This window comes from Citrobacter sp. Cf116 (genome assembly GCF_030336505.1).
Taxonomy (GTDB): Bacteria; Pseudomonadota; Gammaproteobacteria; order Enterobacterales; family Enterobacteriaceae; genus Citrobacter; species Citrobacter freundii.
Genome location: NZ_JAOWEQ010000037.1, coordinates 458,897 through 473,749 on the forward strand (window position 1 = coordinate 458,897; position 14,853 = coordinate 473,749).

Genomic DNA, 14,853 nt, shown 5'->3' on the forward strand with positions numbered 1-14,853 from the left:
CTGACTAATAGTACGCGATGGTGTTTTCAATTGAGTAATGGTGTTCAACTGCCGGCTTCACGCTCTCGTCAACGATAACGAGCTGGCAGTTGACCGGATTTGCGTATTCATCGTATTTGCACGTTTGTTTGACGTGGCCTACCGGATGATTGTTGAGCAGGCTCACCGCGGTGTAATCCAGCTTCTTCAACGGGTCGACCGACGGTTTGGCATCAACCTGTAAGGTATTGTCCTTATTGACGGTTGTTTTACCCAGCGGGTAGCCTTCCGCATCATAGCGATATTCCACCTTCATCTCTTTCCCCGTGGCAGAAACGACAAAACCGTTATCGTCGGTATCCCACACCACTCCTGCCGCAGGCAGTTCCGCCAGTTGGCATTTGCCCTGTAAACGGATCCGTTTTTCCAGCGTTTCGGCATCCCGGTAGTAGTTTGCATCCAGGACCAGCGCCATACCGGTATTGTTTTCAATATCGTGCAGTTCAAGCGTATCGAAACAACCTTCCTGTGACAGCGTACCAACGACACGCTTAGTAACCTCACCTTTATCATTGAGCAGCGTCTGGCTGAAATCTTTCACCGGCCCACGCAGCGGGTCGAAATCAAATTCATTGGAAAAACTGGCCATTTCCGGCGTAAAGGAAACCAGCCCTTTGGCGTTATCACACCCAACCAGCACGACGCACAGGAAACCTAACAGGGTCTGTTTCTTCACATTTTTCACCGGGATAAGAAGATAATTCTCAATCATATTAGCAAATACAGTTATTTACACCAGAAATGCTAATCTTAGTTTAAGTCGATCATAAAGGAGCTGATGATGAAATACATACCAGGAATTGCCGCGATCATATTGGTAGTCGCTTCCCCGCAGGTTCTGGCGGCACCCGCGTCATGCGAACGCGTAAAAAGCGATATCGAACAGCGCATCATCAATAATGGTGTTGCTGAATCCAGCTTCACGCTGAATATTGTCCCCAACGATCAGGCCGATCAACCTGACTCACTGGTAGTCGGACATTGTGCAAATGATACGCACAAAATTCTCTATACCCGGACCAACAGCGGCAACGCCCCCGCCAATAGCACATCTGCACAAGACGGACACGTCGCCGAACCGCAATAAATCTCACCCTCCGTGCGCGGAGGGTTACTCCAGTTTGATATGCATTAAGATGACTTACTCATAAATGGGTAAACTCACTCCATTATTAGCATGCTATTAATTTCGCTGTAGAGATTAATATATAGCGATAACTATAATGGAGTGAGTTATGTCTGATATTGAGCAATATGGAGGCATCAGCCGCAGGACGTTAGTGAAATCCTCGGCTATCGGTTCGCTGGCGCTTGCCGCAGGCGGGCTGTCATTACCTTTTGGAATGCGCACCGCCGCCGCTGCGGTACAACAGGCGATACAACCGGCTGAAGAGAAAGTGGTTTGGGGCGCGTGTTCCGTGAATTGCGGTAGTCGATGCGCCCTGCAACTCCACGTCAAAGATGACGAAGTCGTATGGGTGGAGTCCGATACGACCGGAGACGATATTTATGGTCAGCACCAGGTTCGTGCCTGTCTGCGTGGGCGTTCAATCCGCCGACGGATCAATCATCCGGATCGCCTGAATTATCCGATGAAGCGCGTAGGCAAACGTGGTGAGGGAAAATTCGAACGTATAACCTGGCAGGAAGCGCTGGATACCATCAGTGGCAGTTTAAAAAATACCGTAGAGAAATACGGTAATGAAGCTGTTTATATTAATTACACCTCAGGCATTGTAGGCGGCAACATTACGCGCTCCTCTCCTTATGCCTCGCTGGTCGCTCGCCTGATGAACTGCTATGGCGGATTTCTGAGTCATTACGGCACTTATAGCACCGCACAAATCGCGGCAGCAATGCCCTATACCTACGGCTCAAATGACGGCAACAGCACATCCGACATCGAAAACACGAAACTGGTAGTAATGTTTGGCAATAATCCTGCCGAAACGCGCATGAGCGGCGGCGGAATAACGTACTTCCTTGAGCAGGCCCGGGAGCGATCTAATGCCCGGATGATCGTCATTGATCCGCGCTATACCGATACCGCTGCGGGTCGTGAAGATGAGTGGATCCCTATCCGCCCAGGAACCGATGCCGCACTCGTGGCGGGACTTGCCTGGGTTATGATTAACGAAAATCTTGTCGATCAGGTGTTCCTCGACACATATTGCATTGGTTATGACGAGAAAACCCTACCCGCCGACGCCCCCGCTAACGGACATTACAAGGCCTATATACTTGGCAACGGCGATGACGGTATCGCTAAAACGCCCCAATGGGCCTCGCATGTCACCGGGATCCCCGCCGATCGCATTATCAAACTGGCTCGGGAAATCGGCAGCACAAAACCGGCATATATTTGTCAGGGTTGGGGTCCGCAACGTCAGGCTAACGGCGAACTGACCTCACGCGCGATCGCGATGTTGCCTATCCTGACCGGCAACGTTGGCATCAACGGCGGCAATAGCGGTGCACGAGAATCAACCTACACCATCACGATTGAACGCATGCCGCTGCCGGAGAATCCCATCAAGACCCAGATATCCTGCTTTAGCTGGACCGACGCCATCGCTCGTGGCCCGGAAATGACCGCAACCCGCGATGGCGTGCGCGGGAAAGATAAGCTCGATGTACCGATTAAATTTATCTGGAACTACGCGGGCAACACCATTACTAATCAGCACTCAGATATCAATAAAACGCATGAGATCCTTCAGGATGATACGAAATGCGAAATGATAGTGGTCATCGAAAACTTCATGACATCCTCGGCCAAATATGCCGATATTCTGCTGCCGGACCTAATGACCGTCGAACAGGAAGACATTATTCCTAACGACTATGCGGGCAACATGGGATACCTCATTTTTATTCAACCCGCGACGTCACCGAAGTTCGAGCGTAAACCGATCTACTGGATAATGAGCGAAGTCGCCAAACGCCTTGGCAATGATATCTATCAACGCTTTACGGAGGGCCGTACTCAGGAACAGTGGCTCCAGTATTTGTATGCAAAAATGCTGGCCAAAGACCCCGCGCTGCCTTCCTATGACGAGCTGAAAAAAATGGGGATCTATAAACGTAAAGACCCTAACGGGCATTTTGTCGCTTATAAAAAATTCCGCGACGATCCGCAGGCCAATCCGCTCAAAACACCGTCCGGAAAGATTGAAATTTATTCCAGTCGACTGGCGAAAATAGCCAACACCTGGGAGTTGCAAAAGGACGAAGTAATTAGCCCGCTTCCCGTCTACGCCTCTACGTTTGAAGGGTGGGATGATCCGAAACGCAGCGCATTTCCGCTGCAGTTGTTTGGCTTCCATTACAAATCCCGTACGCACTCCAGCTACGGCAATATCGATGTTCTGCAGACGTCCTGCCGCCAGGAAGTGTGGATCAACCCTGTCGATGCCCAAAAGCGTGGTATTGCAAATGGCGATATGGTGCGGGTCTTTAACGACCGCGGTGAAGTACGTATTGCGGCCAAAGTGACGCCGCGGATCCTGCCTGGCGTCAGCGCAATGGGCCAGGGTGCATGGCACGATGCCGATATGACCGGCGACAAAATTGATCATGGCGCCTGCGTCAATACGCTGACAACACAGCGCCCTTCACCGCTGGCAAAAGGCAACCCGCAGCACACTAATCTGGTCGAGATCGAGAAGGTTTAAGGACTAACCCATGACAACTCAGTATGGATTTTTTATTGATTCCAGTCGTTGCACCGGATGCAAAACCTGCGAACTGGCCTGCAAAGACTACAAGGATCTCACCCCCGACGTCAGTTTCCGCCGGATTTACGAATACGCCGGAGGTGACTGGCAGGAAGACAACGGCGTCTGGCGACAGAACGTTTTCGCCTACTACCTCTCCATTGCCTGCAACCACTGTGAAGATCCGGCCTGTACCAAGGTTTGCCCCAGCGGGGCTATGCATAAAGGTGATGATGGTTTTGTGGTCGTTGATGAAGATGTGTGTATTGGCTGTCGTTACTGCCACATGGCCTGTCCGTACGGCGCACCGCAGTACAATGCCGCCAAAGGGCATATGACCAAGTGCGATGGCTGTCATGACCGCGTGGCAGACGGCAAAAAGCCTGTCTGCGTCGAGTCCTGTCCGCTGCGTGCGCTGGACTTCGGTCCCATTGATGAGCTGCGCAAAAAACATGGTGATCTGGCAGCCGTCGCCCCGCTGCCGGGTGCGCACTTCACCAGACCGAGTATTGTTATCAAACCCAACGCCAATTGCCGCCCGACCGGGGATACCACGGGTTTTCTGGCTAATCCAAAGGAGGTGTAAAATGGGAAATGGATGGCATGAATGGCCGCTGGTCCTGTTTACGGTGCTCGGCCAGTGCGTGGCCGGGGCGCTGATCGTAAGTGGTTACGGCTGGCTGACCGCTAAAGACGAGCGGGTAAAACAACGTATCGTTCGCAGTATGTTTTTTCTGTGGCTGGTGATGGGCATCGCCTTTCTCGCCTCGGTCATGCATTTAGGTTCGCCGCTGCGCGCATTTAACTCGCTGAACAGAATTGGCGCATCGGCGCTGAGTAACGAAATTGCCAGCGGTTCGCTGTTTTTCGCCGTCGGTGGCCTGTGGTGGCTGGTGGCGTTTCTCGGTAAAATGCCCGCAACATTAGGTAAAATCTGGCTGCTGTTGAGCATGTTGCTGGGCCTGGTATTTGTCTATGCGATGACCAACGTCTACCAGATAGACACCGTCCCAACCTGGTATAATGGCTATACTACACTGGCGTTTTTCATGACGATGCTGCTCAGTGGACCGCTGTTTGCCGCCCTGCTGCTGCGGGCTGCGGGTGTTTCCTGCAGCCCTGCCAGATTCGCCGGCATCAGCGCGCTGGCCCTACTGGTGACCGTGGCTGTTGTTGTGCTGCAGGGACTGTCGCTCGGCGAAATCCACAGTTCGGTACAAAACGCCGGCGCGCTGGTGCCCGACTACGCAAGCCTGCAGATCTGGCGCATCCTCCTGCTGGTTGCGGGGCTGGGCTGCTGGATATGCCCGCTTGTCCGTCGCAAAGAACCGTCCGTCGGCGGACTGGCGCTGGGCTTAGTGTCCGTCCTCGCCGGTGAAATCATTGGCCGCGGCTTGTTTTACGGTTTACATATGACAGTCGGAATGGCTGTCGCAGGTTAATTTTCGGGTGCGGGGCAACCCGCACTGTTCAGGATTGTTTGCATGACCCATTTTTCACAACGTGACAACTTTTCCACCGCAGCGCGTGTGCTCGGCGCGCTGTTTTACTATGCCCCAGACAGTGCCGAAGCTTCGGCACTGGTCAGTGCGTTAAGCAACGATGGTTGGCATGCGCAGTGGCCGCTTGAAAAGACAACGCTTTCGCCGTTAGTTGCACAGTTTCAGGCTGAGGCCGATGAGTCTCTCCCGCAGGCCTGGCAACGTCTGTTTGTTGGCCCTTATGCGCTCCCTTCTCCGCCCTGGGGATCCGTCTGGCTGGATCGTGAAAACGTGTTGTTTGGCGACTCCACGCTGGCTCTGCGTCAGTGGATGCGGGACAACGGTATCCAGTTTGCTATGCAGCAAAATGAGCCAGAAGATCACTTTGGTTCACTACTGTTGCTGACGGCCTGGCTTGCTGAGAACGAACGCCACACCGAGTGCGAACAGCTGCTGGCCTGGCATCTGTTCCCATGGTCATCGCGCTTCCTTAATGTATTTATCGAAAAAGCCGATCACCCGTTCTACCAGGCGCTGGGTGAGCTGGCGCGTCTGACGCTGGCACAGTGGCAATCACAGTTACTGATCCCGGTAGCCGATAAGCCTTTGTTTCGTTAATTTCGTCACAGGCAGGATGCATACTGCCTGTGGTGCATCCTGTTGCGCACGCTGAGCTTTTGCTTCTGTTGTCAAATAGCCGCAAAATAAAACGTCTGAAACTTCCTCTCTGGCCACACATGCATCATTTACATGCTTATCCTGACCTGCGCGCCATGTTCCGCCGTCTGCTGATCGCCGCGTTGATTGGCGTCCTTGCTGCGCTGGCCGTCGCAGGATTTCGTCATGCCATGCTGCTTCTCGAATGGTTGTTTCTGAGCAATAACACGGGGAGTCTGGTCAACGCTGCGACAAACCTTTCGCCTTTAAGGCGTATGCTGACACCTGCACTCGGCGGTCTGGCGGCTGGATTACTGCTGTGGGGCTGGCAAAAATTTAACCGTTTACGCCAACAGGCTCCCACTGATTATATGGAAGCTCTACAAACCGACGGACAATTTGACGTCAGTGCAAGCCTGGTGAAATCGCTGGCCTCGTTACTGGTTGTCGCCAGCGGGAGCGCTATCGGACGCGAAGGTGCCATGATTTTACTGGCGGCGCTGGCGGCTTCCTGCTTTGCTCAACGCTTTACCCCACGTACAGAATGGAAGTTATGGATTGCCTGCGGCGCCGCAGCGGGTATGGCCGGAGCCTATCATGCCCCGCTGGCGGGCAGTTTATTTATTGCCGAAGTGTTGTTTGGCACGCTGATCCTCGCATCACTGGGACCGGTAGTGGTGTCCGCCGTAGTCGCATTACTCACCACCAATCTGCTTAGCGACAGCAATGCACTGCTGTATACCGTTCACCTGTCTCGGGAATTACATACTCTGGAATACGTTATGATTGTCAGCACCGGTCTGGCTGCTGGCATCTGCGGACCGCTCTTCATGTGGCTGATGACCGCCAGCCATAATGGTTTTTTGCGCTTAAAACTCTCGCCGCCGTGGCAACTGGCGCTTGGCGGGTTGATCGTTGGCCTGCTTTCATTGCTCACGCCTGCGGTCTGGGGTAATGGCTACAGCGTGGTGCAGTCATATTTACTTTCGCCACCGCTGCTGGCCGTAGTTAGCGGGATTTTTATCTGCAAATTACTGGCGGTGCTTGCCAGCAGTGGATCCGGTGCGCCAGGTGGCGTGTTTACGCCAACGCTGTTTGTCGGCTTGTCGGTGGGCATGCTGCTGGGTCAGGTATGGGGATTATGGCTTCCGGGCTCGGATGAAATTGCTATTTTGCTGGGCTTAACGGGGATGGCCACGCTGCTGGCGGCTACCACGCATGCACCAATAATGTCGACCTTGATGGTTTGTGAAATGACCGGGGAGTATCGCCTGCTCCCCGGATTACTGATTGCCTGTGTCCTAGCGTCGGTGCTGTCGCGTACGTTACGCCACGACTCTATCTACCGACAGCACGCTGCCGAGCATTGACAGACGGATGTACTGCGACAGCTCACGCTGCTCTGCACGAGGCAGATAAGGCAGTTCACCGATAAGCGGGGCAGGTAATTTTTTACCCAGCACATCAATGATTTCCGCATAATGCGCCAGCCCCGGGTTGATTCGGTTCGCGACCCAGCCAATCAGCGGCAGTCCGTCGCTGGCAATCGCCTGTGCGGTGAGGATAGCATGATTAATACAGCCTTCCTGGATACCCACCACCATCAGCACCGGCAGTTGTTCCTGCACCACCCATTCAGATAACGGACGCAGATCGTTCATCAAGCTCCGCCAGCCTCCGGTGCCTTCCACGACAACGTGATCGACTTTTTCGCTGAGGCTTGCGAGACCGTTGGATAACAGGGTGTAATTGACCGGACCACTATGCGCTACGCTACTTTCGTCTTCGCTGAGCGCAATCGGGTTGACCGCTTCGTAAGGCAGTTCGATAGTGGACACGCTTTGCAGCACCAGCGCATCTTTATTGCGCAGACCTTCGGGCGTCTCTTTGCTGCCTTTGGCTACAGGTTTGTAACCCGCAACGCTTTTACCCCCTGACGCTAACGCTTGTAGTAATGCGCGGGAAACCACGGTCTTCCCAACAGAAGTGTCTGTACCTGTAATAAAGAAACGCTTCAGCATCACTAACTCCACCGTTATGCTTTGAAAATATAAGTCAGGAAAATAAAACAGTGGAGAAAGTCTAAGGTATGACGACCAGGATCAGCTTGAGATAGCGCAATTTTTCGTACAACAGTTAAAAAATGTTAACCCTGTAATAGACGAATCAACAAAGAACCGTTATACATCGCGTCCTTAACGAGCGCCGCCCCCGCCATCGTCCCCTGATTGGTAAACTGCGTACTTTCGACGACTATATGCTGACTGTAAGCCGGAAGTGCCTGCTGACGAATGTTGTCAGCGATGGTAGGGAACAAGATATCTGCCGCTTTACTGAGCGGAGACCCAATCAATATCTTTTGCGGGTTGAACAAATTCACCATGATGGCAAGAATTCTGCCGACGTGGGTCCCGACGCCGCTAATGATATCTTTCGCCAATAAATCACCCTGCATTGCCGCCAGACACAGTGCGTCTACCGTCAGCGGTTGTCCGTGTAAAGAAGAACTCATTGACTGCTTCAAGCGCACCTGCGCCAGTTCGAGCACGCTGTCGACGCTGGCGATCGTTTCCAGACAACCATGGTTACCGCAGTAGCAGCGTTTACCGTACGGATCCACCTGCGTATGGCCAATTTCCACCAGGCTACTGCTGCCTGCATGCAGTAAATGACCGTCAGTGATCACCCCGGCACCCACGTTATGATCGATCACCACCTGAATGACGTCGCGCGCACCACGCGATGCGCCGAAAAGCGCCTCAGCCATGGTCCAGGCGCTAATATCATGCTGAATATAGACCGGTACGCCAGTGTGGTTCTCAAGCGCCTGGCCCAGCGGCATCTCTTTGACATCTTCGTAAAATGGCATGCGATGCACGATACCGTTTTCAGTATCAATAATGCCGGGTAAGGTGATGGCGATGGAGGTTAAGCGTTCCAGCTTTTGTTGATGGCGGATGAAAAACTGGTCGACCTGGGTAATAACACGTTCCAGAAGCGGTGTTTCACTGACCAGCTCCATTTCAAGACAATCTTCTACCACCAGTTTGCTGCTCAGATCGCGCAGTGCCAGAAAGATCTCGCCGCGACTGATACGGATGGATAAATAGTGCCAGGCTTCCGTTTCAACAACCAGCCCAACTGCCGGACGCCCACGGCTGCCCGCTTCCTTGATTTCCAGCTCTTGCACCAGGTGCGCTTCGAGCATTTCGCGGACAATTTTAGTAATACTGGCAGGCGCCAATTGCGCCAGGCGAGAGAGATCAATACGCGATACCGGACCCAGCTGATCAATCAGGCGATAAACCGCGCCAGCATTGGTCTGCTTAATTTGATCGATATGCCCAGGCTGACTATCAGCAACCACCACTTACTCCCTTTATTTTCGCGCTCCGAAATAATCTGCGGGCTATGGTGAAGCACTTCAATGGCTCCCGTCAACTTTTTACTTAGCCTTGTGATTTACTGCACATTTTCACTCATTTTTAAACTAAATTAATCGCCTGAACGGCCGCCAGCAGCTGCTCACGAAAACGTTGCGCGGCGTGACTTTGCTCATGATGCTTTGGCCACACTAACCACATTTCCGAGACAGCATCTTCTTCCGCTATCGGGATCCAACACATTTCATATAGCTGCACCCGTTTAAAAGAAGCAGGAAGTATAGAAACCCCTAATCCTGCAGCCACCAGCCCGATGATAGTCATCGCTTCGCCGACCTCCTGCGCAATCGTCGGTTTTAGTCCATAGCGACGCATCAGGCCAAGAATATCGTCATACAACCCTGTCCCTACATGGGGATCAAAAAAGACAAATGGCTCATTCGCCAGCTCGGCCAACGTGACCACGGTTTTTTGCGCCAACGGATGCGCGCGAGGGATCATCGCCATCAGTGGTTCATGCAGAATGATTTCACGCTCCAGCGTTTCCGGAAGCTGCGTATTGCGCAGAAGTCCCAAATCCAACGTCCCTTCATTGAGCGGGGCAATTTGCTCACGTGTGTTCATTTCGCGGGTTTGCATATGCACTGCAGGGTAGCTTTGGCGAAACAGAGATAACGTATCTGAAACGGCTTTGATAAACGGCGCCGACGACGTAAAGCCGATACGCAATTCCCCTGCTTCTCCCAAATGCAAACGCTCAGCCCTGGCGGCGGCTTCATTAACCAGCCCGAGGATCTGCCGACTGTCTGCAAGAAACTGCTTTCCGGCAGAGGTCAGCGCCACGCTACGGTTAGTTCGGGCAAGTAACCGGGCGCCAACCTGCTGTTCAAGGATCTGGATCTGCTGGCTTAGCGGCGGTTGCGAAATGTTTAATCGCGCTGCCGCCCGACCAAAATGCAACTCTTCGGCAACGGCCACAAAGTAACGTAAATGACGCAGTTCGATATTCATATTTTTAAAATATTATTTGAGATTATTAATATATTAGACAGAATATTGTGATTTTCATACTCTTAAGGCTGGTCCTGTAGACGTAATTGGATGAGCAAGGATTTCAAGTGAGCCGTACAACAACTGTCGATACCGCGCCAACAAGCGATGTTGATGAACAGATAGTTACCCCGCCGGATGGTTTTATCAAACGCGGAACATCCCCATTTATGCGTGTCACGCTGGCGCTGTTTTCCGCCGGACTGGCGACTTTTGCCCTCCTCTATTGCGTACAACCCATACTGCCTGTGCTTTCGCACGAGTTTGGAGTCTCTCCTGCCAGCAGTAGTATTTCGCTCTCCATTTCAACGGCGATGCTGGCGATAGGGTTACTGTTTACCGGTCCACTTTCAGATGCTATTGGCCGCAAGCCGGTGATGGTTACCGCACTGCTGCTCGCCTCTTGTTGTACGCTCCTTTCAACAATGATGACCAGCTGGCACGGTATTTTAATCATGCGGGCGCTGATAGGACTTTCACTGAGCGGGGTCGCGGCGGTAGGGATGACCTATCTGAGTGAAGAGATTCATCCTAGTTTCGTCGCCTTCTCAATGGGCTTGTATATCAGCGGTAACTCGATTGGCGGTATGAGTGGTCGCTTGATCAGCGGCGTGTTTACCGACTTTTTTAACTGGCGTATCGCGCTGGCGGCGATCGGCTGTTTTGCCCTTGCCTCTGCGCTGATGTTCTGGAAAATCCTGCCGGAATCTCGTCATTTCAGACCAACGTCGCTGCGCCCGAAAACGTTGTTTATCAACTTCCGCTTGCACTGGCGCGACAGAGGCTTGCCGCTGCTGTTTGCGGAAGGTTTTTTACTGATGGGATCGTTTGTCACGCTGTTTAATTACATCGGCTACCGCCTGATGCTCTCTCCGTGGGAGCTCAGCCAGGCGGTTGTCGGTCTGTTATCTGTGGCGTATCTGACCGGGACCTGGAGTTCGCCAAAAGCAGGTTCTATGACCACTCGTTATGGCCGTGGCCCGGTAATGCTCTTTTCAACTGGCGTAATGCTGGTTGGACTGTTGATGACCCTGTTCACATCGCTATGGCTGATCTTCGCCGGGATGCTGCTCTTTTCAGCCGGTTTTTTTGCCGCGCACTCCGTAGCAAGCAGCTGGATTGGACCACGGGCAAAACGCGCTAAAGGCCAGGCTTCTTCCCTGTATCTGTTCAGCTATTATCTGGGATCCAGTATTGCCGGTACGCTCGGCGGCGTATTCTGGCACAGCTACGGCTGGAACGGCGTGGGCGGATTTATCGCCCTGATGCTGGTGCTGGCGTTGCTGGTCGGCGCACGTTTGCACCATCGTCTGCACGTATAATCCCCGATGCCCGGATTCCGGGCATCGCCTTTATGAATCAGGCAGTAACGTCTGGGCTCCCATTTGCAGAGCAATAACCGTCCCGTTCATCACTATATGCAGCATGATCGGCATCAACAGGCCGTTGCTTTTCAGTCTGGCGATGATCAAAACCTGCGACACAAGAAACAACATCAGCAACGTACGTAGATCCACATACTGCGTATGCATGATGGCAAAAATGACCGATACCACCACTGACGACAGCCAGGTTTTATTATTGAACCAGTACTGGAACGCGTTGAATAAACAGCCTCTGAAAACAATTTCTTCATAAACTGGCGCAATAAATATCAGAGTCAACGTAGATAACCACAATGCGTAACTACTTAAGGATATTTGGCTGGTCACCCACGCTTCGGTTTGTCTGAGACCCAAAATCAATGGCAGGATAAGCTGAATAAACAGCAGCGCCGCGAACAAAATGGTAAACCACCTGGCGTTGAAAATGCCTTTGCCCAGCCCCTTTCTTTTTCTGAAGAAGAAGTAATACAGCGGAACCAGCACAACAAATTCCAATGCAAACAACAGCGGGAAAAGTAGCCCTTTGGCAAGCAGGTCCTGACTCGCGGGGAAAAACAACGGGGTAAACGTGAGGCCAAACATCAGTAAAAACATTGAAAAGCAGCCAGCTACTGCTTTGGTCCTGGCGATATACAGGTTGTCGGCATCCTGTGACATACAATCTCCTTGCGCTCATCGAAGATAAGTTGATGAATTACTGATACATGATAAAAATTCTCATTATCACTGACAACCTACCAACTTTTACGCAATGCCCATTGGGGCAATGCCAAAACTCTCTTTACTCCGGAACTTCACCGTCAACTACTCAGGGGAGAATCCGCCAGCGGCAACGAAAAACGGAAGCAGGCCCCTGCCGTTGAGCTAACCAGGCTGATATCCCCTCCATGCAGCTCGAGCATTCTACGCACGATCAGTAAGCCCAAGCCGCCGCGCTCAGCCCTCTGCTCACGGGGAACTAACGCGGTCGGGCGCTGAAACAATACTTCTCGCACAGCTTCTTCTACCCCAGGCCCGCTGTCCTGCACTTCGGCTAATAAACGGTCTGCATCACGCCAGACTTTTAGCCGCACTTCACCTCCGTCAGGCGTATGACGGATAGCGTTATCCAGCAGATTCGTCACAACTCTTTCTATCATCGATAAATCGGCATTCACCAGCGGTAACGGCCCCATTACGTCAAGGTGCAACTGCAAATGACGCGTGGCAACAGGGAGATCAAATTTCTGTGCCACATCCTGGATCAATTCACCAATAGCAAAACGTTCACGCTGCGGTTTTATACCGCCATGCTCCAGTCTTGCCAGCTCAAACAGCTGTTGTGACAGATGACGAACTTTATGTCCCTGGCGCAGCGCGATACTAAGATAATGCCGGTTTTCCTCCGGCGTCATCGTATCGGCTTTCAGCGACAGCATTTCCAGATACCCCAGCAATGAAGTCAGCGGCGTGCGTAAATCGTGCGAAATATTGGCTATAAACTCTCTGCGCTGACGATCGCTGTCCGCTAATAGATCCCACTGCTGCGCAATTTTCTGCGCTAACTCGATAAACGCATTGTTCAGCAACGCAATTTCATTTGCCGGGGCCGGATCGGGATTTTTTTGCGCCAGCTGTTTGATGACGCTAATGCTGTCCTGTTCCAGTTTGACCACCTGCCCAGTCAACCTTTTCACTGGATTCGTCACCCATCGCCACACCAGAAAACCTGCAATTCCGCCGGCTAATAAAACCAGTATTAACGTCCAGGCCACGGTATTCCAGAGCGTTTTTTGCCAGGCGGTATTCGCCAACATATTCAGATCTTCGCCCTGCAGAATAATGTACAAATAGCCATGCAGCTCACCGTTATATAAAACCGGCGCGGCGCTGAATACCTTTTGCTGGCTGCTGCGCGGATCGTTGCCATATACGGGCAACGCATCTGAGTTAAGGAAATCCTGAATCGGCTGCACGCTAATTTTCTGCCGCTGGACATGCCCCGGCGGTGCGGCATCAGCGAGTATTTCACCTGATGGTGAAACCAGATACAGCTCCACGCTGGGGTTGAGCGTCATCAGGTGATTAAACAATCCTTTTAAGGTCTGGCGATTAACCTGCCCGCTGGCATCAATAAGCGACTCACTTTTGACAATCTTGCTCGCCAGCTCCAGCGAGAGCCTTTGCACCATCGCGTCGCCATATTGTTTGCTACTGCGAACCTGGACAGCACTGACGGCAACCGCACAAATCAGCATAATGGCGGTAAAGACCAGAGTCAGACGCTGGCTCAGCGACAGGCGATAAATCATGGCTGATGCTCCGCATTAACCGCAGCAAGCTTATAGCCTCGTCCCCAAACCGTGAGAATAATTTCCGGCTCCGCAGCATCCTTTTCAATTTTGGTCCGCAGACGATTAATATGACTGTTCACCGTATGCTCATACCCTTCATGCTGGTAGCCCCACACCTGATCTAACAGCGCCTGGCGCGAAAAGACCTCGCCTGGATGACGGGCGAAAAAATAGAGCAGATCGAATTCTCGCGGTGTCAAATCGAGGGATTTACCATGCAGCCGAACTTCCCGGGCTAAAGGGTCAATCTCTACGCCATGAACGGTGATAATCCCCGCCTCCATACGCAGGTTCTGACTCATCGCTTCCTGACGGCGAAACAACGCCTTCACCCGAGCCATCAACTCCAGCACCGAGAAAGGCTTGGCCAGATAATCATCGGCCCCCATTTCCAACCCCAATACACGGTGCGTTTCGCTGGTCCGGGCGCTGATAATAATAACGGGCAAATAAAAACTCATTTGGCGAATGCGACGACAAATCTCCAGCCCGTCGACACCCGGCAGCATCAAATCGAGGATAACGGCATCCCAAACGTGTTTCTCCAGTTGTTCAAGCGCTCGCGTGCCGTCCGCTTCATGAACTATCTCGTAACCCTCATCCTTCAGGCTAAGCTGCAAAAGTGAGGCAATATCGCTGTCATCTTCCACCAAAAATATCTTTTTCGCGCCTGCCATCAGTGTCATCCCCCTCTCGTCGTGCTGAAAGCTTACCTCAGGCAAGGGGCGGAAGTTATCACAAAATTTTTAACTTTTCGTGAGGATCCAGGGATACGCATACGCGCAGTATGTCGTTATAGACACACCAGG

14 protein-coding genes are annotated in these 14,853 nt (G+C 52.4%); 7 read left to right on the forward strand and 7 right to left on the reverse strand.

What is annotated here, in order from left to right:
• Positions 1-4: 4 nt before the first annotated feature.
• Positions 5-715, reverse strand: coding sequence for a YnfC family lipoprotein (locus OGV74_RS11565; RefSeq protein WP_080971890.1), 711 nt, complete (start codon positions 713-715; stop codon positions 5-7).
• A gap of 102 nt (positions 716-817) precedes the next feature.
• On the opposite strand from OGV74_RS11565, the gene OGV74_RS11570 reads away from it, so the two are divergent.
• The 6 genes from OGV74_RS11570 to clcB all read left to right on the forward strand — a co-directional run bounded on the left by OGV74_RS11570 (position 818) and on the right by clcB (position 7,263).
• Positions 818-1,126, forward strand: a complete 309-nt coding sequence (locus tag OGV74_RS11570) for a DUF1161 domain-containing protein (RefSeq protein WP_085951541.1) — start codon at positions 818-820, stop codon at positions 1,124-1,126.
• Positions 1,127-1,274: 148 nt separating this feature from the next.
• Positions 1,275-3,713, forward strand: a complete 2,439-nt coding sequence (ynfE, locus tag OGV74_RS11575; protein WP_286520832.1) for a selenate/tellurate reductase subunit YnfE — start codon at positions 1,275-1,277, stop codon at positions 3,711-3,713.
• 10 nt (positions 3,714-3,723) lie between these two features.
• The gene (locus OGV74_RS11580; protein WP_086504067.1) at positions 3,724-4,341 is read left to right on the forward strand and encodes a DMSO/selenate family reductase complex B subunit; all 618 of its coding nucleotides are present in this window, start codon (positions 3,724-3,726) and stop codon (positions 4,339-4,341) included.
• Position 4,342: 1 nt separating this feature from the next.
• A complete protein-coding gene (locus OGV74_RS11585; RefSeq protein WP_086504066.1) occupies positions 4,343-5,197 on the forward strand; it encodes a dimethyl sulfoxide reductase anchor subunit family protein in 855 nt (284 codons plus the stop codon).
• A gap of 42 nt (positions 5,198-5,239) precedes the next feature.
• Positions 5,240-5,854, forward strand: coding sequence for a Tat proofreading chaperone DmsD (gene dmsD / locus OGV74_RS11590; RefSeq protein ID WP_086504065.1), 615 nt, complete (start codon positions 5,240-5,242; stop codon positions 5,852-5,854).
• Between the two features lie 119 nt (positions 5,855-5,973).
• Positions 5,974-7,263 (forward strand): voltage-gated ClC-type chloride channel ClcB, encoded by a 1,290-nt coding sequence (gene clcB / locus OGV74_RS11595; protein ID WP_286520835.1) that lies wholly within the window; start codon positions 5,974-5,976, stop codon positions 7,261-7,263.
• On the opposite strand, the gene bioD is transcribed toward clcB, so the two are convergent.
• The 3 genes from bioD to ynfL form a co-directional block, all read right to left on the reverse strand.
• Positions 7,219-7,914, reverse strand: coding sequence for a dethiobiotin synthase (gene bioD, locus OGV74_RS11600; RefSeq protein WP_003028922.1), 696 nt, complete (start codon positions 7,912-7,914; stop codon positions 7,219-7,221). The genes clcB and bioD overlap by 45 nt on opposite strands.
• A 125-nt stretch (positions 7,915-8,039) precedes the next feature.
• Positions 8,040-9,260 (reverse strand): sugar metabolism global transcriptional regulator Mlc, encoded by a 1,221-nt coding sequence (gene mlc / locus OGV74_RS11605; RefSeq protein WP_086504064.1) that lies wholly within the window; start codon positions 9,258-9,260, stop codon positions 8,040-8,042.
• A gap of 118 nt (positions 9,261-9,378) precedes the next feature.
• A complete protein-coding gene (gene ynfL, locus OGV74_RS11610) occupies positions 9,379-10,287 on the reverse strand; it encodes a multidrug efflux transcriptional activator YnfL/SxtR(Kp) (protein ID WP_087878788.1) in 909 nt (302 codons plus the stop codon).
• Positions 10,288-10,394: 107 nt separating this feature from the next.
• On the opposite strand from ynfL, the gene ynfM reads away from it, so the two are divergent.
• Positions 10,395-11,648 (forward strand): multidrug efflux MFS transporter YnfM/SxtP(Kp), encoded by a 1,254-nt coding sequence (gene ynfM / locus OGV74_RS11615; RefSeq protein ID WP_003028925.1) that lies wholly within the window; start codon positions 10,395-10,397, stop codon positions 11,646-11,648.
• Positions 11,649-11,678: 30 nt separating this feature from the next.
• Here ynfM and OGV74_RS11620 read toward each other — a convergent pair whose 3' ends face one another.
• The 3 genes from OGV74_RS11620 to OGV74_RS11630 all read right to left on the reverse strand — a co-directional run bounded on the left by OGV74_RS11620 (position 11,679) and on the right by OGV74_RS11630 (position 14,721).
• A complete protein-coding gene (locus OGV74_RS11620) occupies positions 11,679-12,368 on the reverse strand; it encodes a CPBP family intramembrane glutamic endopeptidase (RefSeq protein WP_086504063.1) in 690 nt (229 codons plus the stop codon).
• Between the two features lie 143 nt (positions 12,369-12,511).
• A complete protein-coding gene (locus tag OGV74_RS11625) occupies positions 12,512-14,002 on the reverse strand; it encodes a sensor histidine kinase (protein WP_048218957.1) in 1,491 nt (496 codons plus the stop codon).
• A complete protein-coding gene (locus tag OGV74_RS11630; protein ID WP_003028928.1) occupies positions 13,999-14,721 on the reverse strand; it encodes a winged helix-turn-helix domain-containing protein in 723 nt (240 codons plus the stop codon). Before OGV74_RS11630 ends, OGV74_RS11625 begins: the two co-directional genes overlap by 4 nt.
• Positions 14,722-14,853 lie beyond the last annotated feature (132 nt).

Coding starts and splice junctions, on each gene's coding strand:
- OGV74_RS11570 (WP_085951541.1), top strand. CDS start 818: ATGATGAAATACATACCAGGAATTGCCGCGATCATATTGGTAGTCGCT.
- ynfE (WP_286520832.1), top strand. CDS start 1,275: ATGTCTGATATTGAGCAATATGGAGGCATCAGCCGCAGGACGTTAGTG.
- OGV74_RS11580 (WP_086504067.1), top strand. CDS start 3,724: ATGACAACTCAGTATGGATTTTTTATTGATTCCAGTCGTTGCACCGGA.
- OGV74_RS11585 (WP_086504066.1), top strand. CDS start 4,343: ATGGGAAATGGATGGCATGAATGGCCGCTGGTCCTGTTTACGGTGCTC.
- dmsD (WP_086504065.1), top strand. CDS start 5,240: ATGACCCATTTTTCACAACGTGACAACTTTTCCACCGCAGCGCGTGTG.
- clcB (WP_286520835.1), top strand. CDS start 5,974: ATGCATCATTTACATGCTTATCCTGACCTGCGCGCCATGTTCCGCCGT.
- bioD (WP_003028922.1), bottom strand. CDS start 7,914: ATGCTGAAGCGTTTCTTTATTACAGGTACAGACACTTCTGTTGGGAAG.
- ynfL (WP_087878788.1), bottom strand. CDS start 10,287: ATGAATATCGAACTGCGTCATTTACGTTACTTTGTGGCCGTTGCCGAA.
- OGV74_RS11620 (WP_086504063.1), bottom strand. CDS start 12,368: ATGTCACAGGATGCCGACAACCTGTATATCGCCAGGACCAAAGCAGTA.
- OGV74_RS11625 (WP_048218957.1), bottom strand. CDS start 14,002: ATGATTTATCGCCTGTCGCTGAGCCAGCGTCTGACTCTGGTCTTTACC.
- OGV74_RS11630 (WP_003028928.1), bottom strand. CDS start 14,721: ATGGCAGGCGCGAAAAAGATATTTTTGGTGGAAGATGACAGCGATATT.